Origin of the sequence: Rhizobium sp. 2MFCol3.1 (genome assembly GCF_000377565.1) — a bacterium.
GTDB lineage: Bacteria > Pseudomonadota > Alphaproteobacteria > Rhizobiales > Rhizobiaceae > Rhizobium.
The window spans coordinates 501,739-527,429 of sequence record NZ_KB898353.1; the positions used below are offsets into that span (position 1 = coordinate 501,739).

The 25,691-nt window shown below is 61.8% G+C and carries 22 protein-coding genes; 17 read left to right on the top strand and 5 right to left on the bottom strand.

The genetic code is table 11. The annotated features are described in order from the left end of the window. The first annotated feature begins 17 nt into the window (after positions 1 to 17). The 13 genes from D460_RS0102095 (at position 18) to D460_RS0102155 (ending at position 12,388) form a co-directional block, all read left to right on the top strand. On the top strand, positions 18 to 1,211 hold the full coding sequence (locus D460_RS0102095) for an MFS transporter (RefSeq protein ID WP_018896840.1): 1,194 nt from the start codon (positions 18 to 20) through the stop codon (positions 1,209 to 1,211). 22 nt (positions 1,212 to 1,233) lie between these two features. Then, positions 1,234 to 2,064, top strand: coding sequence for an aldo/keto reductase (locus tag D460_RS0102100; RefSeq protein WP_018896841.1), 831 nt, complete (start codon positions 1,234 to 1,236; stop codon positions 2,062 to 2,064). A gap of 145 nt (positions 2,065 to 2,209) precedes the next feature. After that, a complete protein-coding gene (gene pqqA / locus D460_RS32420; protein WP_018896842.1) occupies positions 2,210 to 2,305 on the top strand; it encodes a pyrroloquinoline quinone precursor peptide PqqA in 96 nt (31 codons plus the stop codon). Between the two features lie 44 nt (positions 2,306 to 2,349). Next, positions 2,350 to 3,264, top strand: a complete 915-nt coding sequence (pqqB, locus tag D460_RS0102105) for a pyrroloquinoline quinone biosynthesis protein PqqB (protein WP_018896843.1) — start codon at positions 2,350 to 2,352, stop codon at positions 3,262 to 3,264. Next, positions 3,257 to 4,018 (top strand): pyrroloquinoline-quinone synthase PqqC, encoded by a 762-nt coding sequence (gene pqqC / locus D460_RS0102110; RefSeq protein ID WP_018896844.1) that lies wholly within the window; start codon positions 3,257 to 3,259, stop codon positions 4,016 to 4,018. Before pqqB ends, pqqC begins: the two co-directional genes overlap by 8 nt. Beyond that, positions 4,018 to 4,311 (top strand): pyrroloquinoline quinone biosynthesis peptide chaperone PqqD, encoded by a 294-nt coding sequence (gene pqqD, locus D460_RS0102115; RefSeq protein ID WP_018896845.1) that lies wholly within the window; start codon positions 4,018 to 4,020, stop codon positions 4,309 to 4,311. The genes pqqC and pqqD overlap by 1 nt, the downstream gene beginning before the upstream one ends. Then, on the top strand, positions 4,311 to 5,438 hold the full coding sequence (gene pqqE, locus D460_RS0102120; RefSeq protein WP_018896846.1) for a pyrroloquinoline quinone biosynthesis protein PqqE: 1,128 nt from the start codon (positions 4,311 to 4,313) through the stop codon (positions 5,436 to 5,438). The genes pqqD and pqqE overlap by 1 nt, the downstream gene beginning before the upstream one ends. A 193-nt stretch (positions 5,439 to 5,631) precedes the next feature. Next, on the top strand, positions 5,632 to 6,705 hold the full coding sequence (locus D460_RS0102125; protein WP_026282703.1) for an ABC transporter ATP-binding protein: 1,074 nt from the start codon (positions 5,632 to 5,634) through the stop codon (positions 6,703 to 6,705). A gap of 28 nt (positions 6,706 to 6,733) precedes the next feature. Further along, positions 6,734 to 7,696, top strand: coding sequence for an ABC transporter substrate-binding protein (locus D460_RS0102130; RefSeq protein ID WP_018896848.1), 963 nt, complete (start codon positions 6,734 to 6,736; stop codon positions 7,694 to 7,696). Between the two features lie 28 nt (positions 7,697 to 7,724). Further along, positions 7,725 to 9,404, top strand: a complete 1,680-nt coding sequence (locus D460_RS0102135; protein ID WP_018896849.1) for an iron ABC transporter permease — start codon at positions 7,725 to 7,727, stop codon at positions 9,402 to 9,404. Between the two features lie 204 nt (positions 9,405 to 9,608). Beyond that, complete coding sequence (locus tag D460_RS0102140; RefSeq protein WP_018896850.1) at positions 9,609 to 10,577, top strand: 3'-5' exonuclease; 969 nt, start codon at positions 9,609 to 9,611, stop codon at positions 10,575 to 10,577. Between the two features lie 165 nt (positions 10,578 to 10,742). Beyond that, positions 10,743 to 10,889, top strand: coding sequence for a DUF1127 domain-containing protein (locus D460_RS34885; RefSeq protein ID WP_018896851.1), 147 nt, complete (start codon positions 10,743 to 10,745; stop codon positions 10,887 to 10,889). 476 nt (positions 10,890 to 11,365) lie between these two features. After that, complete coding sequence (locus tag D460_RS0102155) at positions 11,366 to 12,388, top strand: LLM class flavin-dependent oxidoreductase (RefSeq protein WP_026282704.1); 1,023 nt, start codon at positions 11,366 to 11,368, stop codon at positions 12,386 to 12,388. Between the two features lie 86 nt (positions 12,389 to 12,474). On the opposite strand, the gene D460_RS0102160 is transcribed toward D460_RS0102155, so the two are convergent. The 4 genes from D460_RS0102160 to D460_RS32425 form a co-directional block, all read right to left on the bottom strand. Beyond that, a complete protein-coding gene (locus D460_RS0102160) occupies positions 12,475 to 14,637 on the bottom strand; it encodes a cellulose synthase catalytic subunit (protein ID WP_018896854.1) in 2,163 nt (720 codons plus the stop codon). After that, a complete protein-coding gene (locus D460_RS0102165; RefSeq protein WP_018896855.1) occupies positions 14,622 to 15,923 on the bottom strand; it encodes a hypothetical protein in 1,302 nt (433 codons plus the stop codon). Before D460_RS0102165 ends, D460_RS0102160 begins: the two co-directional genes overlap by 16 nt. Before the next feature lie 64 nt (positions 15,924 to 15,987). Continuing rightward, complete coding sequence (locus D460_RS0102170) at positions 15,988 to 17,373, bottom strand: HlyD family efflux transporter periplasmic adaptor subunit (protein WP_026282705.1); 1,386 nt, start codon at positions 17,371 to 17,373, stop codon at positions 15,988 to 15,990. A gap of 261 nt (positions 17,374 to 17,634) precedes the next feature. Next, entirely contained in the window at positions 17,635 to 18,096 is a 462-nt protein-coding gene (locus D460_RS32425; RefSeq protein ID WP_018896857.1) for a MarR family transcriptional regulator, read from the bottom strand. 150 nt (positions 18,097 to 18,246) lie between these two features. Here D460_RS32425 and D460_RS0102180 point away from each other — a divergent pair, with 150 nt between their 5' ends. Continuing rightward, positions 18,247 to 20,325, top strand: coding sequence for an FUSC family protein (locus D460_RS0102180; protein ID WP_018896858.1), 2,079 nt, complete (start codon positions 18,247 to 18,249; stop codon positions 20,323 to 20,325). An 84-nt stretch (positions 20,326 to 20,409) separates the two neighbouring features. Further along, positions 20,410 to 20,859, top strand: a complete 450-nt coding sequence (locus tag D460_RS32430) for a YbaN family protein (protein WP_081619833.1) — start codon at positions 20,410 to 20,412, stop codon at positions 20,857 to 20,859. Positions 20,860 to 20,875: 16 nt separating this feature from the next. Here D460_RS32430 and D460_RS0102190 read toward each other — a convergent pair whose 3' ends face one another. Beyond that, positions 20,876 to 21,766, bottom strand: a complete 891-nt coding sequence (locus D460_RS0102190; RefSeq protein ID WP_018896860.1) for an AraC family transcriptional regulator — start codon at positions 21,764 to 21,766, stop codon at positions 20,876 to 20,878. A gap of 201 nt (positions 21,767 to 21,967) precedes the next feature. On the opposite strand from D460_RS0102190, the gene D460_RS0102195 reads away from it, so the two are divergent. Continuing rightward, positions 21,968 to 23,434, top strand: coding sequence for an alpha-glucosidase/alpha-galactosidase (locus D460_RS0102195; RefSeq protein WP_018896861.1), 1,467 nt, complete (start codon positions 21,968 to 21,970; stop codon positions 23,432 to 23,434). A gap of 124 nt (positions 23,435 to 23,558) precedes the next feature. Further along, on the top strand, positions 23,559 to 25,646 hold the full coding sequence (locus D460_RS0102200; protein ID WP_018896862.1) for an ABC transporter substrate-binding protein: 2,088 nt from the start codon (positions 23,559 to 23,561) through the stop codon (positions 25,644 to 25,646). Positions 25,647 to 25,691: the final 45 nt, after the last annotated feature.

Consider the following 25,691-nt stretch of genomic DNA (forward strand, 5'->3'; position numbering starts at 1 on the left):
CACTGGATGGATTCACAATGCCCCTTGCCCTGTTTGCCTTAACGGTCGCGGCCTACGCGATCGGCACGACGGAGTTCGTCATCGTCGGGCTCTTGCCCACCGTCGCCAATGATCTCAACATCGATCTGCCGCTCGCCGGTCTGATCGTCAGCGTCTACGCGCTCGGCGTCACCTTCGGTGCGCCTATCCTGACCGCGCTGACCGGTCGCCTCGATCGCAAGCTGCTGCTTCTCGGCCTGATGGCCCTCTTTATCCTCGGCAATACGATGGCGGCGCTCAGCCCGGGCTATGCGCCTCTGCTCGTCGCCCGCGTTCTCTCCGCCTTCGCGCATGGCGTCTTCTTCTCGGTCGGCTCGACAATTGCCGCCGATCTCGTCCCCGAAAACAAGCGTGCGTCGGCGATCGCCATGATGTTCATGGGCTTGACGGTCGCAATCGTCACCGGCGTCCCCCTCGGCACGCTCATCGGCCAGACCTTCGGCTGGCGCGCGACATTCGCGGCGGTCGCCGGTCTCGGTGTCATCGCCTTCGCGGGTCTCTGGATCCTGCTGCCGGCAAACCTCAAGAAGGCACCGGCGGCGACGATCGGCGAGCAGGTCAAGGTTCTCGGCAGCGGCCGTCTGCTGATCGTCTTCGCGATGACCGCTCTCGGTTACGGCGGCACCTTCGTCACATTCACCTTCCTGGCCTCTATCCTCGAGCAGGTCACCGGTTTCCAGGCCTCGTCCGTCAGTCTGATCCTTGTGCTCTACGGCATCGCGATTGCCATCGGCAACATCGCCGGCGGACGCCTGGCCAACCGCGATCCGATCAAGGCTCTTGCCTGGCTTTTCACCGCGCAGGCCATCGTTCTCGCCATCTTCAGCTTCACCGCCGTGTCGCCTTGGCTGACGATCCCGACGCTGGCGGCCCTTGGCTTCCTGTCCTTCGCCAATGTGCCCGGCCTGCAGATCTATGTCGTGCAGCTTGCCGGCGTGGTTCGCCCGGCAGCGGTCGATGTCGCCTCGGCCTTGAACATCGCCGCCTTCAATCTCGGCATCGCCGCGGGCGCCTGGGTCGGCGGCATCGTGGTCGCCTCGTCGCTCGGCCTTGGGGCCACGCCATGGGTCGGCGCCATCTTCGTCGTCGGCGCTCTCGTTCTCACGCTCTGGAGCGGCTCGCTCGACCGCCGCACGCTTGCTTCAACCAAGACCGCCGCTTCCGCGGCCTGACACTATCGAAAGGAAAATTCTCATGAAACTCGTCAACGCCAATGGCGCCTCAATCCCGGCGCTCGGGTTCGGCACGTTCCGCATGGAAGCCGCCGATACCGAACGGATGGTCTCTCATGTGCTTAAGACCGGCTACCGCCACGTCGATACCGCGCAGATCTATGGCAACGAAGCTGCCGTAGGGCAGGGGATCGTCTCTTCGGGTGTCGCCCGCGCAGATATCTTTCTCACCACCAAGGTTTGGGTCGCGAACTACGAGCGCAACGCTTTTCTGGCCTCCGTCGATGAAAGCCTGTCCAAGCTGAAAACCGACTATGTCGATCTCTTGCTGCTGCATTGGCCGAACACGGCCGTCAGCCTGGAAGAGCAGATCGCCTCGCTGAACGAAGTCGCCAAGGCAGGCAAGGCACGCCACATCGGCGTCTCCAATTTCAACACGACGTTGATGAAAGATGCCGCGCGTCTCAGCGAACGGCCGCTTGCCAACAATCAGGTCGAGTATCATCCCTATCTCGATCAGCGTCCGGTCATCGAGGCTGCGCGCGAGCTGGGCTTATCGCTCACCGCCTATTACGCGATGGCCGATGGCAAGGTTCTGAGCGATCTCGTCCTCAGCGACATCGCCTCCGCACATGGCCGCTCGATCGCGCAGATCGTGCTTCGCTGGATCGTCCAGCAGGGCTTCGTCACGCTGTCGAAGACCGTCTCGGAGACCCGCGCCGCCGAGAACGCCGCGATCTTCGATTTCGCTCTGAGCGATGAGGATATGGCGCGCATCCACGCGCTTGCCCAGGCCGACGGCCGCATCGTCAGCCCCGACGGTTTGGCGCCTGAATGGGACTCAGCAGCCTAATCTGGCCGCTTTGCCCGCCTGATCTCGCGATTGTGATGGCCTTGCGACATTGGGCGGGCAGCCATGCTGAAAACGCTATTGCAGTGCAGCATGAGTGGGCCTAGGTGAACCCTTGTAAGACAAACCAGCATGAATGGAGACACACATGTCTTGGCACGCCCCTAAGTTCATCGAAGTCAGCTGCGGTATGGAAATCAACCGTTACGCTCCTGCCGATGGCAACGAACCGATCCTTTTCTAAGGTCGGCTAAATCCAATTTGACTTGTAATGTTTGAGGTCCGCGCGTGACAGATTCATCTGGCTTTCGCGGTCTGGTTCTTGGGGCCGCCGCGGGCGGCGGCCTTCCGCAATGGAATTGCGGTTGCCGGAATTGCCGCCTTGCGCGCGATCCGGCATCCGGTGTCAGGCCACAATCGCAATCATCGCTCGCCGTCAGTCTCGATGGCCACAGCTGGGCGGTTTTAAACGCTTCTCCCGATATCAGGCAGCAGATCATCGACAATAGCGCGCTGCATCCCAAGGCACTGCGCGACAGTCCGATCAAGAGTGTGCTGATCACCAATGGCGATATCGACCATCTGGCCGGCCTGTTGATCCTGCGCGAAAAGCAGCCGCTGGAGATCTTCGTAACGGCGGCGATTGCCGAAATCATCGACGACAACCCCGTCTTCCGCGCCCTTGATCCCACATTTGTGAAACGTCACACGATAACGCTTGAGCAGCCGTTTTCTCTGCTCCCGGGCGTCGAGGCCCGCCTGTTCGCTGTCCCCGGCAAGGTGCCGCTGTTCATGGAAAACGGCGAACCCGAGCTTCAGCTGGAAGGCGAGCAGACCGTTGGCGTCGAGCTGATCGCCGAGGGCAAGCGCGTCTATTACATTCCGGGCTGCGCCCATATCAGCGATAGCCTCATCGCGCGGATCGACGGCGCCGACGCCTTGTTCTTCGATGGCACCGTGTTCACCGACGACGAGATGATCACACTCGGCGTCGGCCAGAAGACTGGGCAGCGCATGGGCCATATGGCGATCAGCGGCCCCGATGGCAGCTTCGCGGCTCTGTCGAAGCTCGATATCGCCAAGAAAATCTACGTCCACATCAACAACACCAATCCGATCTGGCGGGCCGGGCCCGAGCGCGACATGCTCGAGGCGAGCGGCTTCCAGATTGGCTATGACGGCATGGAGATCGACTTTGACTGAAGCACCTGACCGGCAGGCATTCGAAGCGCGGCTGATGGCGATCGGCGCGGACCGCTATCACGACAAGCACCCGTTCCACAAAATGCTGCACGGCGGCCAGTGCACCATGACGCAGGTTCGCGCCTGGGTGATCAACCGCTACTGCTACCAGAGCCACATCCCGATGAAGGATGCCGCCTTCATGTCGCGTCTCACGGATGCCGACATGCGGCGCGCCTGGCGCTCCCGCATCGAGGATCACGATGGCGGGCTCACCGAAGGTGGCGGCATCCGGCGCTGGCTGAAGCTCGCCGAAGCCGTCGGTCTCGACCCTGATTATGTGGCTTCCGGTCGTGGGATCCTGCCCGCCACGCGCTTTGCCGTCGAAGCCTATGTTCATTTCGTCCGCGAAAAGCCGCTGCTTGAGGCCGTCGCTTCATCGTTGACGGAGCTTTTCGCGCCGAAGATCCATGCCGATCGTATCGCCGGGCTGTTGCAACACTATGCCTTTGCCGACGATCAGGCGCTCTCCTATTTCCGCCAGCGTCTGAACGAGGCGCCCGTGGATGTCGCCTTCGGCCTTGCCTATGTGCTCGACAACGCGAACACGCTGGAGAAGCAGGACGCGGCAGCCGCCGCACTGACGTTCAAGACCGAGGTGTTGTGGGCGCAGCTCGATGCGCTACATTTCGCCTATGTTACGCCGGGCCTGATCCCGCCGGGTGGCTGGGACGGTCGCGAGGGCGTGATCGGCGAACTCGAGGAGATCGCGTAATGAGCGAAGACACGGTCGCGATAACCGGCGGTATGGTCGTCAAGCTGGCCCGTGGCGTGCGTTTGCGGCACGATCCGGTGCGCGGGCAGACCGTTCTCCTGGCGCCCGAACTGGCGATGGCGGTGGATGAGATCGCCGTGAAAATCATCGAAGCGCTCGATGGTCAGCGAAATCTCGACACGATTGCCGACGACTTCGCCGCCGAGTTCCAGGCGCCGCGCGAGCAGATCGCGACCGATGTCCTTGCCTTCATCCGCGAACTCGCCAATCGTCGCATGCTGCAGGTGCTGTGATGGGCGTCGAGGCAAGGGTCGTCAAGCAAACGGTCGCTCCGCTATCTTCAGTCGCGCCGCCGCCGATGGCGCTGTTGGCGGAGCTCACGCATCGCTGTCCGCTTGCCTGCCCCTATTGCTCCAATCCACTGGAACTCACGGGCATCAAGGAAGAGCTGTCGACCGAGGAGTGGATCCGTGTCTTCCAGCAAGCCGCCGAAATGGGCGTGCTCCACCTCCATCTTTCCGGCGGGGAGCCGGCCTCGCGGCGCGACCTTGTCGAGCTGACGGCAGCGGGTGCGGCCGCCGGCCTTTATACCAATCTGATTACATCGGGCGTCGGCCTGACCGAAAAGCGGCTGCTTGAGCTTGCCGATGCCGGCCTCGACCATGTTCAGCTCTCGCTGCAGGGGACGAACCCCGCAAGCGCCGATCGCGTCGGCGGTTACAAGGGCGGATACGATCGAAAGATGGCCGTCGCCGCCTGGGTCAAGGCAAGCGGCATACCGCTGACGGTCAATGCCGTCTGCCACAAGCAGAACATGGACCAGCTGGACGATATGCTCGATCTGGCGGTGAAGCTCGGCGCCCGGCGTATCGAGATCGCCACCGTGCAGTTTCACGGCTGGGCCGAAAGAAACCGCGCCGCGCTGATGCCGACGCGCGAGCAGGTCGAGCGGGCCAACAAAACCGTCATCGAGGCCCGCAAGCGGCTGGAAGGCATTCTGGTCATCGACTATGTGCCGGCCGACCACCACTCGTCCTATCCCAAGGCATGCATGGGTGGTTGGGGACGGATCGGTTTGAACGTCACGCCTTCGGGTCGGGTTCTTCCGTGCCATGCGGCAGAGACGATCCCTTCGCTGACCTTCGACAATGTTCGCGAGAAGTCGCTGTCCGATATCTGGTATCACGGCTCCGCCTTCAACGCCTATCGCGGCGAAGACTGGATGCCGGAGCTTTGCCGCAGCTGCGACCGCAAGGCGATCGACTTCGGCGGCTGCCGCTGCCAGGCAATGGCGCTTGCCGGCGATGCCAGCGCAACCGACCCCGTCTGCATTCGCTCGCCGCTGCGCGACGCGCTGACATTGCAGGCCGACAAGGATGCGGCGGCTATCCCTGGCGAGTTTGTCTATCGCGGCCGATAGAGGGTTGTCCTCAAGCTTTGCGAAATCACACGCCGTTGGAAAACCGGCGGCGCGGATCGCGGCCGCCCGCGCGAATGCGGGCGGTTTGCCGTCCCACAACTCTGTGATGTCATACATCCCACGTTAACAATTGTGTCACGAAAGTGTCATTCCGTCTGACTATAAGCGGCTAAATTTCTTTCCGTTGATAGTCATGATAACCAATTTTTCTGCACAACCAGCCGCCGTGTCGGTGTCGGGTCTCAGCCTGCATTTTGGCTCAAACACCGTTCTTGATAACGTCGATCTCGCGCTTGAAAAGGGCAAGGTTCTTGCACTGCTCGGCCCGTCCGGCTGCGGCAAGACCACGCTCCTGCGGCTGGTCGCCGGCCTGCTGGCGCCGACCAAGGGCAGCGTAAAGATTAACGGAAGCGTGGTGGCCGATGCTGCCGGTGGCCTGTTCGTGCCACCGGAAAAGCGCGGCCTCGGTATGGTGTTTCAGGACTATGCGCTCTGGCCGCATTTGAGCGTCGCGGACAATATTGCCTTTCCGCTGGAGATGCGCGGCGTCGGTCGCAAAGACTGCGAGCGGCGCGTTGCGGCGGCGCTTGAACGGGTCGGTCTCGGCGGTTTCGGCGCCCGGCGCATCAGCGACATGTCCGGCGGGCAGCAGCAGCGCGTTGCAATCGCCCGCGCCATCGTCGCCGAGCCGGCAATCGTCCTTTTCGATGAGCCTATGTCGAACCTCGACCGCGAGCTTCGCGAGACCATGGTGCGTGAGATCGGCGCGTTGATGTCGGATCTCGGCCTCACTGCCATCTATGTCACCCATGATCAAAGCGAGGCGTTTTCGCTGGCCGATCAGGTTGCCGTTATGCGTGGCGGCGTCATCGAGCAGATGGCGGCGCCCGAAACGCTGGTGAGCGCGCCGGCGACGCCCGAAGTGGCGGAATTCCTGCGCCTCGGCTGTGTCGTTCCCGTCGCCCGCGATGAGAGCGGCCTTCGTCTCAACCAAACCGGCATCGTGCTGAAGGACGACAATGCCCCCACCGGCGCGACCCATGTGCTGCTGCCGTCTCAGGCCGTGCGCCTGACATCGGCGGAGGGCTTTCCCGCCGAGGTCGTCCACTCGCAGTTTCGTGGCGATGGCTATCTGACCACGGTCGCGCTGGGCGCCCGGCCGGCTGCAAGCGAGCTCACATTCTTGGCGCGTCAGCGCGCTGTCGCGGGTGAGGTCGTCAACCTCGCCATCGATAGCGGAGACATGCGCTGGTTCACGCGTAACTGAAGCATATCAAACACTTATGGAGGCAAATATGAGCAGATCATTTCTTGGTGCGGGCTTCGCCCTTATCGCCGGCGTACTTGCGGCAGGCGTCGCCCACGCTGACATCACCGTCTATTCTGCCGGCCCCGGCAGCCTGATCGAGAAGCTTGCCGCCGGCTACACCAAGCAGACCGGCCACAAGGTCGAAGTGTTCCAGGCAACGACCGGCAAGATCATGGCGCGCATCGAAGCCGAAGCCGCCAATCCTGTCGTCGACGTGCTGATTTCGGCCTCTTGGGATACGGCGACCGATTTCACCAAGCGCGGCTGGCTGGTGTCCTACACGAGCCCGAACGCCGCCAAGGTTCCTAATTTCCTCAAGTCCGAGACCGCGGTTGCCCAGGGCGTTTCCGCGCTCGGCATCGCCTGGAACCCGGCAAGCAACACGCCGAAGCCGACCGAATGGGCCGACCTCGCAAAGCCTGAGTACAAGGACCTCGTGAACCTGCCGGATCCCTCGCAGTCGGGCGCAAGCTTCGAACTGGTGGCCGCGCTTGCCGGTAGCCAGGGCTGGGATCTCTTCTCCAAGCTCGATGCCAACGGCGCCGTTGTCGCCGGCGCCAATGCCGAAGCACTGAACCCGGTTCTGCAGGGTGCGAAGGCCGCCGTATTCGGCGCGGTCGACTACATCTCGCTCGCGGGCAAGGCAAAGGGCGAGTCGATCGACGTGATCTTCCCGGCTTCCGGCACTGTCGTCGCGCCGCGCCCGGCGATGATCCTCAACTGGTCGAAGCATCAGGATGAAGCCAAGCAGTTCATCGACTACATGCTGTCCGACGAAGGCCAGAAGCTGGTCGCCGCCACCTACCTGATGCCTGCCCGCAGCGACATCCCGGCAAACCGCCCGCTGGTTGCCGATCTCAAGGTTCTGCAGATCGACGCCACTGCCGTCTACGGTAAGCGTGACGAGACGCTGAAGGAATTCGGCAAGATCTTCGCCGCCGGCAACTGAGACTGAAGAATAATCGAGACTGAAGAGCATGAAAGCGAACGGCGCAGCCGGCACCGGGCCGATAGCATGGGTGGCGACATCGGGTTTGATTGTCGTCGTGGCCGTGCCGTTCGTCTTCATCGTCCTCCAGGCGATTTTCCCTGAACTGGGGCGGAGTTCTCTTGCCGCCCCGTTCCTGCACCTTCCCGAGATGCTGTCCGATCCCAAGCTTTTGCGGATGGGCGGCAATTCGGTCATTCTCGGCATCTGCGTCATGTTGGCGGCCGCATTGCTGGCCGTGCCGCTGGCGGTCTTTCGCGCCTTGTTCAAGGTGCCCTTTGCGATCTTCTGGGACGTGGCGCTGCTCGTTCCCTTCATGATCCCGCCCTATATCGCGACGCTCGGCTGGATCATGACGCTGCAGCCGCGCGGCTACCTGCAGCAGTTGACCGGCATTCACCTTGCGCCGTTCCTGTTTTCCCTGGCGGGGATGACGACGGTGATGGCGCTCAACACGTTTCCGTTGGTCTATTTCGCGGTCTCGCGCACCATCGAAGCGGTCGGAGCGCGCTATGCCGATGTGGGCCGCGTGTTCGGCGCTTCTTCCTGGCGTGCTTTCTGGCGCATCACGCTGCCGCTATCGACCCCGGGGCTGGCCGCCAGCCTGCTTCTGGTCTTCGCCGCGGCGATCGAGGAATATGGTACGCCGGCAGCCCTTGGGCGGCGGTCCGGTTTCGATGTGCTGGTGACCGAGATCGATCTTCGCATTTCCGACTGGCCGATCGACCTTGCCGGTGCCGCCGTCTTCTCGCTGATGCTGGTGATCCTGTCGCTTGCCGCCTTCATGGCGCAGCGCTGGATCCTCGCGCGCCGCTCCTATGTGACAACAGGCGGCAAGCCGCAGGCCAAGGACAAGCGCCCGCTCGGGATGCTGACCATTCCGGTTCTCATCCTATTCGGCCTCGTGACGACGCTTGCCACCGTCATCCCGCTTCTGGCAATCCTGGCGACCGCGCTGTCGAACACGATCTCCGGCGGCCTTGCCGTCAGCAACCTCGGCCTCTCCAATTTCGCCGCGATCGCCGACAACAGCGCCGGTGCGTTGCGGGCGCTCGGCAACAGCTTCGCGCTCGGGTTGGGCACGGCGCTGCTGACCGGCATCCTCGGGGCCGTCTCGGCCTACGCAGTGGCTAAAACCCGGTTCCGCGGACGCATGATGCTCGATCTTCTGACGGCCTTGCCGAACGCTTTGCCCGGCGTCGTCGTCGCAGTCGGGCTCATCCTGGCGTGGAACCAGCCGGTGCTGCCGATCACGCCTTACAACACGCCGCTTATCCTGCTTCTCGCCTATTGCTGCATCCTGCTCCCGCAGCCGATGCGCTACACCACCGCGGCGCTGCACCAGATCGGCGACAATCTCGAAGCCGCCGCACGCGTTTGCGGCGCCAGCGCTTTCACCGCCTTTCGCCGCATCCTCTTGCCGCTGATCGCGCCGAGCCTGGTTACGGCGATGCTGCTCGTCTTCGCGGTCGCCACCCGCGAGCTCGTCGCGTCGATCCTAGTCGCGCCTGTCGGCATGCAGACGATTTCGGTCTTCATCTGGCGGCAGTTCGAGCAGGGATCGATCGGTCTCGGCATGGCGATGGCCTTCGTCACCGTCGTGCTGACGACGCTGATCCCGCTGGTGCTGCTGTCGCTGCTGAGGCGAAGCGGGCTGGTCGCGGAGTAGTTTACCGCTTCGGTGCGGACCCTGAGAGGGCGGCCAACCCCCTCGTTTTGTCCACAGCGTATATGGGCTTTGCCGGAGCAGGCCGTCTCCGCTTGACGATTATCCTTGCCGATCGGCTCGATTTCCCCATTGTTTTTATGGGTATATCCACTCGATTCGTTCGCCACGGCGGCGAAACGGGGACGACGGCAGAGATCAGGGATAATGGCAGAACAGTTCGACATGTTCTCGGGCGGCGCAAGCCAGTCCTCTGGACAAACCGCACGCAAGGTATCGCTGAAGAGGCAGCCTCCAAGCGATGTCAGCGAGCAGGGCATGGTCGATTGCCTGCTTGAAACAGGTCGCTACCGGATTTTGAAGAAGCTTGAGCCGCGCGCCGTCGCAGCAACGCCACGCCCCGGCTTTCCGCTCCGTGGCGTCATCCTCGATACCGAAACCACCGGTCTCAGCCACCGCAAGGATGAGATCATCGAGATCGGCGTCATCGCTTTCAGCTTCGACCACGATGGCAATATCGGCAACGTGACCGGTGTTTACGGCGGCATGCAGCAGCCCACGGTGACGATACCTTCAGAGATCACCAAGCTGACTGGTATCACCGATGCGATGGTTGCGGGCCAGGAGATCGATCTGGCGGCTTTGAAGGCCCTGATCGAACCCGCCGACCTGATCATCGCCCATAATGCCGGCTTCGACCGGCCATTCTGTGAGGCCTTCTCGCAGATTTTCGCCGGCAAGGCCTGGGCCTGCTCCAACGCGGAAATTGACTGGTCGGCCCGTGGTTTCGAGGGGACGAAGCTTGGTTATCTTGTCGGGCAGGCGGGCTATTTTCACGATGGCCATCGCGCGGTCGACGATTGCTTCGCTTTGCTCGAAGTGCTTTGCCAGAATGCGGGTGCCGGCACCGCGTTTTCGGAACTCTATGCGGCCAGCCAGCATGCACGCATCCGCATCTATGCGGAAAACAGCCCCTTCGACATGAAGGATCACCTGAAGGCGCGCGGCTATCGCTGGTCCGACGGCAGTGACGGCCGCCCGAAGTCGTGGTGGGTCGAGGTGGATGAGGACGCGCTCGAGGATGAACTCGCCTTTCTCCGGTCGGATATCTACCGGTGGCCGGACGCCGATCCGCCAATCCGGCGCCTGACGGCCTTCGATCGCTTCAGGGCGTAACTCTCTTATATCGCCGATAGGTGGACCTCTGCATTTCATGCATGGGTGGCGTGATGCATTGTCGCTGTTTTGCTCAAAAAGAAGCACCTATATTAGCGACATCAAACGACGCCGGAGCCAATCACGGTTGCTGACGTCAAACGAACCTCAGGAAAGGGGATCATCATGAACGTAGCACGCAGCCTGAACAACTGGCGCAAGTACCGTCAGACCGTCACCGAACTTGGCCGCATGAGCAACCGCGAACTGAACGACCTCGGCATCGACCGCGGCGACATTCGCGCCGTAGCCCGCGCTTCGGTAGCGCTCTAGGCCTTTCGAAAAGACATTAAATCCGGAAACGCCCGCTTGATCGCAGCGGGCGTTTCCGCGTTTTGGCCCGCAAATTACCTGACATAGAGGTCGAATTTTATTCCATGCGCATAACGCATAGCTGCACTGCACAATGATGCCTAGAAAATGAACAGGAATTGGATATAGTCAATTTCAACGAAGCGATGCACCTCCTCCCGCAAAGCTTCGTGGTTCAGGCGCCCCACTCCTCCTCCCAGGGTCGCCTGAGGAACAACAGCACTCCTCCTCCCAGCTGTTGTTCGGTTCTTTTCGAAAGCCTGCCGCACCTCCTCCCGCGGCAGGCTTTTTCGATTCTGGGCCATACTTATCGACGGAAAACTGACGTTCGATGCGATGATGTGTTGACACTGTGGTCACACCCGGACCGCTGTATCCGCGGCCGGAACTGTGCGATGAAGCATGAATTCGTCAATCACGCTTCCACGGTGCACATCATGAAGAAAATCGGTTTCCTCTCGTTCGGACATTGGACACCGTCGCCGCAATCCGGGACACGCTCGGCGGGCGACGCGCTTCTCCAGTCCATCGATCTTGCGGTTGCCGTTGAGGAGCTTGGGGCCGACGGCGCCTATTTCCGCGCTCATCACTTTGCCCGCCAGCTCGCATCGCCGTTCCCCCTGCTTGCTGCGGTCGGTGCCAAGACCAGCCGTATCGAGATCGGCACCGGCGTCATCGACATGCGCTATGAGAATCCGCTCTATATGGCGGAAGACGCCGGCGCCGCCGACCTGATCGCCGGTGGGCGTTTGCAGCTCGGGATCAGCCGCGGCTCGCCGGAGCAGGTGATCGATGGCTGGCGCTACTTTGGCTATCAGCCACCCGAGGGCGGGTCTGATGCCGATATCGGCCGCCGTCATGCGGAAGTCCTGCTCGATGTTCTGCGCGGCGAAGGTTTCGCCCAGCCGAACCCGCGTCCGATGTTCCCCAACCCGCCCGGCATGCTGCGTCTGGAGCCGCACTCCGAGGGGCTGCGGGAGCGTATCTGGTGGGGCTCCGGCTCGAATGCGACCGCCGTCTGGGCAGCCAAGCTCGGGATGAACCTGCAGAGTTCGACTCTGAAGGACGATGAGACCGGCGAGCCTTTCCATGTGCAGCAGGCCGCGCAAATCCGCGCTTACCGCGAAGCCTGGAAGGAAGCCGGCCACACGCGGACGCCGCGCGTATCGGTGAGCCGCAGCATCTTCGCGCTGGTGGACGATCGCGACCGGGCCTATTTCGGCCGTAGCGGGGAAGGCGATGACAAGATCGGCTTTATCGACGAGAAGACGCGGGCGATCTTCGGTCGCAGCTATGCCGCCGAGCCCGATGCGCTCGTGAAGCAGCTGGCAAAGGATGAAGCGATCGCCGAGGCCGACACCTTGCTGCTGACCGTCCCCAATCAGCTGGGCGTCGATTACAACGCGCATGTGGTTGAGCAGATATTGAAGCACGTCGCGCCCGCCCTGGGCTGGCGCTGAGCCGCTTCGGCCCAACAGCCACCCGCTAACAGAGATGCCGGACCTCCAGGAGGCCCGGCATTTTTCTTTGCGTCAATAAGGCCGCATCACTCGGCCGCCGCCGGCGGAGTGGCGCCACCGCCAAGTTGCAACAGCGGAATCTTCGGCGAAAAGAAGCGCGGCTTGTGGAACTTGCGCGGCGCTTCGCGTCCATTCAGCGTATAGGGCTCGATATCGCCGACCAGAACCGCGGGCCGTGCGAACATGCGCTGCATCAGCCCATGAACGGCGAGAACAGGGTAGGCGCGTGCAGGCATAACCTCGGGCATTTCGCTGAACATGCGCTGCACCATCTTGCGCCTGATATCCTCGGCGCCCTTCTTGATTTCGTAGTCGTCGCGCCGGTCCCTGATGGCGACGATCGCGAGCGACAGGCCCGCATTCGCCCGGTCCATGCTCGTGATCTGCCCGGCGACGTCGAAGTTGTCGAAAGGCGCGAAGATCAGGATGTCGCCAAGGCGCATCTGGCTGAGCGCGCTCTCCTCGCGCATCGTGATCTTGGCCGTATCGACCGAGATCGCATCGATCATGCAGGGAGCCGCCTTGCCGCCGCCGGCGACCTGGCCTTCGCGGGCGAGCGCAAGCTCGAGTTTCTCAAGGGGCGGGCGGGGGAGTTCGATACAGACGAGCATCGACACGAAGGCGTAGACCATGACGACCATGCCCCAGGCGACACTGAAGCCGTCGAGATCGTTGTAGGTGCCGAGCAGCGGCCCGTTGAGCATGCCGATGAAGGTCAGCACGATGATGGCGAAGAACGTTGCCGCGATCGGGTAGAGCACCTCCACGCGTCCGCGATCCTCCCCCTTGGCCGTGACCTTGAAGGGACGGCCGAAGGGGTGGAAGAGGGCGTGGATGAGGGCGATGGTGATCGGGATGGCCGAGACCATCTGCGACACTTCGGTGAATAGTGGCAGGCTGCGCCGCCCGGAGACCCAGGAATGGAACGTCCACATGCCGGCAACCATCGGCAGCGCATAGAGGAAGAACGCCTCCGGCTCCATCAGAATGGCGGGCAGGCCGAGGAAGTAGAAGAGCAGGGGGGCGGCCATCAGGAGCAGGATGAAGGGCCGGCAGAACCAGAAGAGCAGGCCGTGGAAATAGTGCAGTCGCTGCATCAGTGTGTAGCCGCGACCGAGAAATGGGCCATCCTTCAGGAGTGCCACCTGGATCGTGCCCAGGCACCAGCGGCAGCGTTGTGTAATGTAACCGGAGAGACTCTCGGCCGAAAGGCCGACGCTCAGGCGTTCATTGAGCCAGCGCGTCTTCAGGCCCTTCTGCATCAGACGATAGGTGAGGTGGATATCCTCCGTCACTGTTTCCTGCGGCATGCCGCCGATCAGGTCGAGCGCATCGCGGCGCACGATGCAGGACGTACCGACGCAGAAGGCGGCCCCCCATCCATCCTTGGAGGGCTGCATGACGTCGAAGAAGATGCGCTGGTCGTCGACCCATGCCTTCGAGGCCAGCAGGTTATGCTGCACCGGGTCGGCGTTGTAATAGAATTGCGGCGTCTGGATGAGGCCAATCTCGGTGTCGATGAACTGGCCCACCGTTCGCTTCAGAATGCCGCGCTGTGGCGCGAAGTCTGCATCGAGAATGAGGATGAAGGGCGCGTTGGTGTCCTCGGCCGAGCGCCTGACCGCATTGTTGATGTTGCCGCCCTTGGCGCCGACATTGTCGTTTCGGCGCAGATAGCGCACGCCGACCCCGTTGCAATAATCCTCGAGCCAGTCGCGGCGTCCGTCATCCAGCACCCAGACCGTGAAATTGCTGTAGTCGATCGCCTTGGCGGCCAGGATGGTGCGCTCGAGAATGGAGAGTTCTTCGTTGTAGGTGCAGATGAAGACATCGACGGCCGGGTGGCGCGAATGTTGCGCGATGAGCGCTTCGCTGGCGTCGGCGGCGCCACTGTGGTCGGTCCGCTTGAAGAAAAAGACGATCGAAAGCACCGTGTAGAAGATAACGACCACTTCGAAGCCGAGATAGAAGCGGGGCCAGACCGCGTAGGCGCTCCACTCAAAATCCGGCAGGGTCTTGGTGATGCGGAAGTACAGGTAGTTCAGGAGCATGACGACCAGGATCGTGCCGAAGATGACGCGGTCCTTGCCGCGGTTGGCGTCCAGCAGCCAGGCGCAGCCCACGATCAGCGCGATCGCCAGCAGTGAGAATAGTATTGAGTCCGACAAGGTGACTACTTCGGGGGACATGGACCATCCTTGCTACTGGCCTTCATCTGGCCTTTCAGGCCGACGAAGGGGTTGATGTCGAGAGCGGCGAGAACGGCCCAGCCGGTCGCGCCGATATGCGGCAGTCGGTAGTATTTGAAGTCGCCCGGTGCCGAGTTTGGGCCGACCTGCAGGCCCGTCGTCAGCTGCTCGTTTTCCGTGGCGTAGACGAGGCCGCCGGGTTCGCGCTGCTTGGCAATGGTGGCAAAAAGCGGCTCGGCCTTCTCGGGGTGGCCGGTCTCGCGAAGCACGAGCGCCGCCTGCGCCGTGCCTTCCAGCCAGACACCATCGCGGTCGTTGTTGAAGTCGTAGCCGCCTTCCACTCCGTGGTTCAGGTCTGTCCATTCCATCACGCGATCGGCCTTGGACTTGAAGTCCGGAACAGCGATCAGTGGCCAGAGTTCGGCGTCGAGGCCAGACATGCCCACATTCGGCGCGTTACTGTCAGGCACGCTGCCGATATAGAAGCGGCCCTCCGCCTCGTTCCACATGGCTTTGAGAAATTGCAGCGCGCTGTCGCCCTGGTGCGTCCAGTCGCCACCCGCGTCCAGCCGGGCGAGCCAGCTGTCGGCGGCGTAGACGTCGAGATTATGCTCCGTCGATTTCCAGGTCATACGCTCCGGCGTCGGCTCATGCCCGAAGAAGCCGCCGAGATAGCCGACATTCTTCGGGTCGGCCGTGTTCCGGTGGATCCAATCCATGATCTTGCGGGCGGAGTCGAGATAAGCCTGCTGGTTGGTCTCCTCATAAGCCATCAAGAGGGCGAGCGCGCCCCAGGCCGTGCTGCCGGTCGCCGTGCCGACCTGATAGCCGTCCTCGATCCAGGAGTTGCTGGCCGTGCTCCAATAGCCTGGAAGCAGCATGCCTTCCTTGCCCGGAATGACCGCGCCGGAGCGGTAGGCGTTGCGCAGGCGTCCGTCGTGGTAGTGGCGGTCAGTCTCGAGCGCGACCACCAGCGCATCGGCAACGCGGCGGGCTTCCGCCGTGCGCTGGCAGCCGTAAAGCGCCATCATCGCAAGCGCATTGTCGTAGGTAAAGCCGGTGTTTTCCAGCGAAGGATGCAGCGCCGAGCCGCCATTGGCCGGCTCGAAGCTGCGAAAGACGAATGGCTGCTCGGGCTCGCCCGTCATCTTCGCGGCCAACGCGTCGCACATCGAGCAGGCGAGCTGCTTGTTGCTTGCGTCATCGGCCCGCGCGGTGCCTATCGCCGCTGCAACCAGTAAGGTGGCCAGGAGTGATGCGACCACCGCGCGCCAAACCTCACCCATTGACGAGTTCATGCCCTTCATTTTCGCCCCTCGCGATACGCAGATAAACGTTCAGCTTGGCTCTTCAGGGTGTCGCAGTCTTGTTGGTCGGCAGTCGCGGACCGGTGCCCTTGTCCAGCGATGTGGATGCCGAGAGAATGCTCGCCGGCGATGTCAGTCCGGCGACGACGGCCATCGAATACCGCGCGATACGCGAGGTGATGGTCTCGCCGAGTGAGACGATGACATCCTCGCCGACGTGGCATCCGAAGAACTTGTCGTTGTTCTGCTGGGCTACGCTGCCGTCCTGGGCGGTCGGCTCGTCGATCTTGACGAGAACATAGACCTCATACCCCTCGGCCTCGGGGAATTTCGCGAAATAGCGGTTCTCGGGGCCGGAGTTGAAGTATCGGACGATCTTGTAGATGTGCCCGCTGCGCTTCACGCCCAGGCTGCGGAAGTTGACCATCGCGGGCGTGCCGATCTCGAGCGCGGTCACATCGCGGCTTCGATAGACGGCTGCGGCGAAGGCTTCGGTGCAGTCGAGCGACTTGGCGACTGGCTGGCCCTGCATGACGAAATCGCCGAAGGATGCATCGACGCTGACGATCTGGCCGTGGCGTTCGGCGGTGACTTCGGCCGCGCCGGTCTTGCCGAGGCGTCCTTCTTCGCGCGAGATCAGGTTTTCGACCTGCTGCTTGCGCTCAGTCATCTGGTTGATTTCGATATTGTCCTCGGCGATGTCGCCAGCGAGCTTTGTGCGCTGCATCTCGAGCGTCAGCAGGTTCGCAGCAACGGTACCGCCGGTATAGATGTCGCGGCCGACAAGCGACTGGACGATCTCGTTGCGGCGCAGCTCGCCCTTGGCGGAATCGAGCTCGGCCTGGGCTGCATTGCGCTTCTGGCGTTGCGGCTCAAGGCTCGTGTCCGAGATCAGGCCTTTTTTCAGCAGCGTCTGCTGGCGCAGCAGCAGCGCATCCTGCTCGGCGAGGCGGGCCTGATAGTTTTGCACATTGAATTCGGAATTGACGATGACCGCCGACAGCTCGCTCAAAACACCGGCCTTGACGCTGTCGATCTGCGTCTTGACCTTGTTCAGCTGTTCTGTGCGCTCGGCAGCCACGCTCGTCGTGTTGTTGAGCTTTTCGGTCAGATCCAGCTTCTCAAGCCTGAGCCCGGTCAGCGATGTCTGATCCTGGTTGGGGTTCGAAACCGTCGCCATCACGTCGCCGAGATTGACGACCTGGCCGACCTGCAGAGAAATCTTGTCGACCCTGCCGTAGATGGGCGAGGCGATCATCTGCACCGGTGCGTTGATCACCGCCCGTGTCGAGACGATGAAGAACTGATTGGGTATCATCGCCATCGCGATGATGAAGATCAGCATAAATGCGAACGCATAACCTAGGATACGCGATACAGACAGTATCTTACGGTCCCTCGGATCGATACTCGTGGTTGCGGCCTTCATCTTCTTCAATCCTGACATCATCATGCTGCAGGTAAATTGAAGGGCGTTTCCGGGGTGGTATTTTTTATTTTGAATGTCTTTTATATCAGTCCAAATATTCAAGCAAATAAAATGTGTGCATTCAAAATGATGTATTGACTGGAATTTTCTATTTGATTCGGTTGCTGTTGCAATAATGACAGCAATAGTTGCGAAACATATTCGTTATTGAGGGTTTATTTCTCTTTATCTGTGACGGTTTTGTATCAACTCTTCTTGAGGTCAATCTGCGGTAGAATTTTCGCCACTCGCCCGTACTATGGCATCGAGAACGCGGTAGGCCGCCTCGATGTCAGCATCGTCGATGTTCCGAAGCACCCTTTCTCGCAATGACGTCACGACGAGCTCGATGCGATCGGCCAGCTCCTGTCCCTCTCGGGTGAGCCATATGGTTTTGGCTCGCCTGTCGGCTGGATCGTCCCTGCGCTCGATATGGCCGCTGGCTGTCAGTTCATCCAGCAGGCGGACCAGTGATTGGCTGGCGAGGCCCAGGCCGTCGGCAAGCTGCACCTGGCGCACGCCGCCGCCGGAGCGGTTTACCAGAATGAGCAGATTGGCGCGAGACGCGGAAATTCCGTCTTCGGCCAACGCCTTCTCCGCCATCCGTTTCCAGATGCTTCCTGCCTGCAGCAGGCTGGACGTGATCGCCGCCCTGCGGCTCAAGGTTTTTGCGTGCCTCGTCATCTCACCTGTCCTCCCCGCGTCGATCTTCGTTGGAAGAGCGCTAAAGGCGCGCGGTCGCGCAGTAAAGCATATTGTTTTATTTTAATTCGTATGCGAATAGTACGTAGGCGATCTAATTCATGCGAGCGGCTGCGCTCCCTTCGGTTCTTCATGGCAAGCAAGAAGCTCACCTGGCTCCCCGATACGTGGGACATGGTCTTTTCGATAAAGACTTTCATGGCAGCCATGCTGGCGCTGTTCATCGCCTTGTGCTTTGACCTGCCCAACCCCTATTGGGCTGTCACGACCGTATATATCGTTGCGCATCCGCTATCCGGCGCAAGCACGTCCAAGGCGGTCTATCGCCTAGTCGGCACGGCGGTGGGCGGGGCGATGAGCATCGTGCTTGTGCCCAATCTCGTGAATGCGCCTGAATTGCTCACCTTGGCGATCGCGCTTTGGGTCGCGGCATGTCTTGCGATCAGCCTCCTCGACCGCACGCCGCGCAGCTATGGCTTCATGCTGGCCGGTTATACGACCGCGCTCACCAGCTTTCCCCTGGTCGATAATCCGGCGACGGTGTTTACCTATACCACCTCGCGTGTCATCGAGATTTTCGTGGCCATCATTTGCGCGGCAGTCATCAACAGGGTGATTTTCCCGCGCCACGCCGGGCCGGTGTTGACGGCGCGCATCGATGCCTGGCTGAGCGATGCTTCCGTTCTGATCTCGGCAGCACTCGACAGGCGCCCTGAGGATCCCGCACTGGTGCGGACCTCCCGCCGTCTTGCGGCTGAAGCCGCCGATATCAGAATGTTCACGACCCATGTGTCCTACGACACCTCAAGCCACAGCGATCTCGTCGGGGCGTCGCGCGAGTTGCAGGGGCTGATGATCACGCTCTTGCCCGTGGTTTCTGGCCTCGTGGATGTGGATGCCGCACTCGCGAGGACGGGCTATGAGCACACGCCAGCCATCAAGGCGCTCATCACCGATGCCGCTGAGTGGATGCGCATGAAAGAGCCGATGCCGGTTGAGCGTTACAGCGAATTGCTGGCGCCGCTTCAGACGCTCGAGGCCGAGGCGATGTGTTCAAGCCGGTGGCAGGATCTTCTCGTGCTGGACTTCGCGGCGCGGCTGCGCGACCTCCTGGAAATCTGGAACGACTGCGTCGGCTTGCGCCAGGATATCGCCTCGGGAACGCCGCACCTCTGGAAGAAGCAGCTGTTCGGGTTTGCGCAGGCGACCACGCGCCCTACTCACAAAGACTACGGCATGGCGCTCTTCTCCGGCTTTTCGGCGGCGCTCGCCATCGTGCTCGGAACGGTCTTTTGGATCATGACGGGCTGGAGTAGCGGCGCCGGAGCGCCCGTGATTGCAGGCATTCTCATCTGCTTCTTCGCCGCCATGGACAATCCGACGCCGATCATCCGCAAGTTCATGATCTTCAGCATGGTCGCGCTCGTCTTGAGTTTCGTCTTCGTTTTCGCGGTCATGCCGGTGCTCAGCGGCTTCTCATCGCTCGTGCTGGCGTTGAGTTTTCTCTTCCTGCCGCTCGGCGTGCTGATCGCCCGGCCATCGACCTTCCTGCTCGGCATGGCTTTGTCCGCCAACATCCCGACCATGCTGACACTTCAGTCGCGGCCAAGCTTCGATCTCGCCTCTTTCCTGAATACAAACCTTTCGACCATCCTCGGAACACTGATGGCGATCGGCATTGCCGCTGTAGTCAGGTCGGTTGTCGCGGAGTGGAGTGCGCGCAGGCTCTTGAAGGCTGCATGGACGGATATCGCCGCGGTGGCGCGCAAGTCGCAGAAGCGCGATCCCCAGGCTCTACTCTATACAATGCTGGATCGGCTCTCGCTGATGGTACCGCGTCTCGGTTCGATCACAGAAGGTTCCGCCGTCATCCAGGCGGATATGCTGAAGGACATGCGCGTTGGTACCAGCGTCGTCGATTTGCAGGCTTACAAGGGTCTGCTTCTCGCCGATCAGCGTGCAGCCGTGGACGAGGTTCTCGATGCCGTCGCGTCCTTCTACACGGAAAGACGGCGCCGGCCCGAGGCGCAGCCAGCCCCGTCGCTGCTGCAGGCGGTCGATACCGCGATCGGTGCCCTACGCGACCCCGTCAGGTCATCGGCGGCGCGGAAAACCCTGATGGCACTGGTCGGTCTGAGGCACAATCTGTTCCCCGATGCCGATCAGTTGCAGGATATAGAGCCGTTGGCGTTGCGCGAGGCGGCGGAATAGCGCCGGCCACCGGAAAATCGGCTATGCCCTTGCATTCCGCGACGCTGTCGTGAAAGGGATATCCAGCCCTCTATAAACCGGAAGATGTCTGTGAAACCCGGCCGCGTCACCGCCCTTACTTTGCGTGCAGGATATTTCGTCCTTGGCATATTGATGCTGGTCCTCGCCTTCATCGGTGCGCTGCTGCCGCTGATGCCGACGACCATCTTTCTGATCCTTGCCGTCTGGTGCTTCACCCGCTCGTCGCCACGGCTTGAAGCTTGGGTGCTGAACCATCCAACTTTCGGCCCAACATTGCGGGCGTGGCGTGACCAAGGCGCGATATCGATGCGCGCCAAGGCGATGGCGCTCACCGGCATGGCCGGCGGTTATGTGGTGTTCTATCTGGCGGCGAGCCCGGGCATATGGCTGGCGCTTTTCGTCGGTTTGGTGATCGGCGGCTGTGCTTATTATGTCGGGTCGCGGCCGCTGCCAGCCGCACCGGCGCCCTCAGATGCCGATCACGGCGCCGCGCCGGATAAGCCCGCGGACTGATCTTGCCCTATTGCTGTCAGCGCGGTTTGCCGACGCTGGCATACATGCCCGTGGTGCGAAATTCCGTGGGGTTGGTGCCGTAGACGCGGCGGAAGACCTTGGAAAAGTAGTTGGCATCCTCGAAACCCGAGCGGATGGCGACCTCCTTGACCGGCATGTGGGCGGTCTTCGTCAGCAGCTTGACGGCCCGTTTCAGCCGCTTCTGCAGCACATATTCGGCCGGCGGCAGGCCTTCGTTGGCGGCGAACATGCGCGAGAAGTGCGCGCGGCTGAGGCCTGCCACTCTTGCGAGGTCTTCAACCGGTAGCGGCTTTTCCAGATTGTCGGTGATGTAGTCGATCACGTGCTGCATGGTCCGGTATTCCTCGCTGAACACCGGATGCGAACCGAACACGTCGTCATATAACGCCATCGCCGCCTCGTAGGCGATCGACGATGCAAGCCCCGGCGTCTCGCCGCCAGTGATGAGCCGCAGGCTGCAATCGGCAAGATGCTCGATCGTCTGCGGCTGCAGTTTGAGGATTGGCCCGGTGACGGCAAGGATAGAACGGTGGATGCGCAGCGCCTCCTCGCCGTTCATCGAGATCCAGAAGAACTCCCAGCGATCACCATCCTCCAGCCAGTAGCGGTGATTGTGGGGCACCAGCACCAGCAGCGTCTCGCCCTCCTTGACCCGCAACTCGCGATTCTCATAGCGCAGATTGCCCGCGCCGCTGATCGTATGCTGCAATACGGTAAAAGGCGTCTGCCCGCGCTTGCGGCCGTCCCAGTCATAGGTGGCATCCTCGCGCACCTCGTAACCGGTGCTTGTCGGCATGGTGTGCAGGGATTGTCGGCCGCGCGGCAGCGAAACAGTGCGCATGGATGGTCCGCGGTCGATCAAATCCTGCAGCACAGAATTACCCATGAAAGCATAATCCTTCTCTGGCGGCCCGGAATTTTTTACGCATAATCCGCCCCAAGAGAGAGAACACCGCCGGGCTTGAGGAGCGGCGGGGAGGAGAATAAGCCGGATTTCTGGCCTTTTTCGGCGTCGGACGCAAGCCCGCGGCCTATTCTTCTTCCTGTTATCCAATCCCGGCATTTTAATCGCATCGAGGCTAGGATCATGAGTTTCAAAATCGCTATCATTGGCGCAGGCAGCGTCGGCTTCACGAAAAAGCTGTTCACCGACATTCTGTGCGTTCCGGAGTTCCGGGACATCGAGTTCGCGCTCACCGACATGAGCGAGCACAATCTGCAGATGATCAAGCAGATCCTCGACACGATCGTCTCCGCAAACAAGCTGCCGACCAAGGTGACGGCGACGACCAACCGCCGCGAGGCTCTGACCGGCGCCCGCTATATCATCAGCTGCGTGCGCGTCGGCGGTCTCGAAGCCTATGCCGACGATATCAGGATTCCGCTGAAATACGGCATCGACCAGTGCGTCGGTGATACGATCTGCGCCGGCGGCATTCTCTACGGCCAGCGCAACATCCCCGTCATTCTCGACTTCTGCAAGGATATCCGCGAAGTCGCCGAGCCGGGCGCCAAATTCCTGAACTACGCGAACCCGATGGCGATGAACACCTGGGCCGCGATCGAATACGGCAAGGTCGATACAGTCGGGCTCTGCCACGGCGTCCAGCACGGCGCCGAACAGATCGCCGAAGTGCTCGGCGCGAAGTCGGTCTCCGAGCTCGACTACATCTGCTCGGGCATCAACCACCAGACCTGGTTCGTCGATCTGAAGCTCAACGGCCGCAAGATCGGCAAGGATGAGCTGGTTGCCGCCTTCGAGGCGCATCCGGTGTTCTCGCAGCAGGAAAAGCTGCGCATCGACGTCCTGAAGCGCTTCGGCGTCTATTCGACGGAGAGCAATGGCCACCTCTCGGAATACCTGCCCTGGTACCGCAAGCGGCCGGATGAGATCACCAAGTGGATCGACATGTCCGACTGGATCCACGGCGAGACCGGCGGCTATCTCCGCCACTCGACGGAAACCCGCAATTGGTTCGAGACGGAATTCCCGCAGTTCCTTGCTTCGGCCGAAAAGCCGATCGATCCGGCCAAGCGCTCCAACGAGCACGCCAGCCATATCCTCGAGGCGCTGGAAACGGGCCGCGTCTATCGCGGTCACTTCAACCTCAAGAACAACGGCGTGATCACCAACCTGCCTTCGGATGCGATCATCGAATCGCCCGGCTTCGTCGATCGCTTCGGCATCAACATGGTCTCCGGCATCACCATTCCGGAAGCCTGTGCCGCGACCTGCATGGCCTCGATCAACGTCCAGCGCATGTCGGTTCATGCCGCCATCAGCGGTGACATCGATCTGCTGAAGCTCGCCGTCCTCCACGACCCGCTGGTCGGCGCGGTGGCGACGCCGGAAGAGGTCTGGCAGATGGTCGATGAAATGGTCGTCGCCCAGGCACGCTGGTTGCCGCAATATGCGGATGCGGTTCCGGCCGCCAAGGAGCGTCTGGCGAAGTCGACCGTGAAGACCCGTGAATGGGCGGGTGCGGCACGCCGCAACGTCCGCTCGATCGACGAGCTCCGCGCCGAGAAGGCGGCGCTCAAGCAGGCCGTGTAAGTTCCCCGGAGGACGGGTGGCGATGGCGTTCCAAGGAGGGGACGCCATCGCCGCAAGCCCGTTTCCGGATCGTTGAGGAGAACCGGGGCAGCCGACAAGCGTCCCGACACAAAAGGGAGAGACGATGAGACATTACCGCAACCTTGGCGTTCTGGCCGGACTGGCGCTGAGCGTCTCCGTTTCGGCTTTGAGCGCCTACGCCTCCGAGCCGACGACACCGCCCGTTCCGCCGCAGTTCCCGGCGGAAGGCAAGATCAAGTACGTATCGAGAGACTACATCGAGGAGTTCAAGGCGCTCCCCTCGTATAACGAACCGGAGTGGGTGAAGAAGAACTTCGTCGATACCGGCAAGCTTCCGCCCGTCAAGGACCGTCTCCCCAAGGAGCCGCTGGTCTTCAAGACCGAGAACATGGTCGACGGCGTCGGCGTCTATGGCGACACGCTGCGCCACGTCATCGGCGGCCGGCCGGAAGGCTGGAACTACGGCGCCGGCCAGACGCAAGGCTGGGGCGGTATCGACATCGGCCTTTCCGAATGCCTGACGCGCACCGCACCGCTCTTCCAGGTCGAAGCCAAGGACACCGAGCCGCTTCCGAACCTCGCCAAGGGCTGGGAATGGTCGCAGGACGGCCACAAGCTGACCATGCACCTCATCGAAGGCGCCAAGTGGTCTGACGGCGTCGCCTTCAACGCCGACGACATCATGTTCTACTGGGAAGACGAAGTCATCGATCCCAATGTCTCGCCGCTCGGCGGCGGCGCTTCGCCCGAGGCCTTCGGCGAGGGAACCACGCTGAAGAAGATCGACGACTACACCGTCGAGTGGACCTTCAAGGAAGCCTTCCCGAAGCAATATCTCTACACGATGGCCTATCCGAGCTTCTGCCCGGGCCCGTCGCATATCCTCAAGCCACAGCATCCGAAATATTCGAAGAACACCTACGACCAGTTCAAGAACGCCTTCCCGCCGGAATACATGAACATGCCCGTGATGGGTGGCTGGGTGCCGGTCGAATATCGTCCCGACGACATCATCGTGATGCGCCGCAACCCCTACTACTGGAAGGTCGACGAGAAGGGCAACCAACTGCCTTACCTCAACGAGCTGCACTACAAGCTCTCGACCTGGGCTGACCGCGACGTGCAGGCCGTTGCCGGCTCGGGCGACATCTCGAACCTCGAGCAGCCGGAAAACTTCGTGGCATCGCTGAAGCGCGCCGCCGAAAAGACGGCACCCGCCCGTCTCGCCTTCGGCCCGCGCCTGATCGGCTACAACATGCGCATGAACCTCTCCGGCAACGGCTGGGGTGAACCGGATGCGCGCAGCCAGGCAGTCCGCGAGCTGAACCGCAACGAGGACTTCCGCAAGGCGATCACCATGGGGCTCGACCGCAAGGCGATCGGCGACTCTCTCGTCAAGGGTCCGTTCACGGCGATCTATCCCGGTGGCCTGTCGTCCGGCACGAGCTTCTACGACCGCAGCTCTGTCGTCTACTATCCCTTCGACCTCAAGGGCGCCAAGGCGCTGCTCGAAAAGGTCGGCCTGAAGGATACCGATGGCGACGGCTTCGTGAACTTCCCGGCATCGACCGAAGGCGGCAAGAACGTCGAGATCGTGCTTCTGGTCAACAACGGCTACGCCACCGACAAGAGCCTTGCCGAAGGCGTCGTCGGCCAGATGGAGAAGCTCGGCATCAAGGTCATCCTGAACGCCCTCGACGGCCCGAAGCGTGACGACGCGCATTACGGCGGTCGCTTCGACTGGCTGATCCAGCGCAGCTCGCCGGAACTGGCTTCCGTAGTCCAGAACACGGAGCAGCTTGCTCCGGTTGGTCCGCGCACCAGCTGGCAGCACCGCGCCGGCAAGGACGGCAAGGTCGACCTGATGCCCTACGAGGAAAAGCTCGTGGACATCGTCACCAAGTTCCAGACGAGCCAGGACAACAACGAGCGCGTCGAGCTGATGAAGCAGTACCAGAAGGTCGCGACCGAAAACGTCGATACCGTCGGGCTCACGGAATATCCGGGCGCGCTGATCATCAACAAGCGCTTCTCGAACGTGCCGGCTGGTACTCCGATCTTCATGTTCAACTGGGCTGAAGACTCCGTCATCCGCGAACGCCTGTGGGTGGCCGCCGACAAGCAGGGCAAGTACGAGCTGTTCCCCGAGCAGCTGCCCGGCAAGCCCGGCGAAAAGGGTCCGATCAACTAAGTTCTCCTCCCGAAGAAACGGACCGGCCGCGCGTGATGCGCGGCC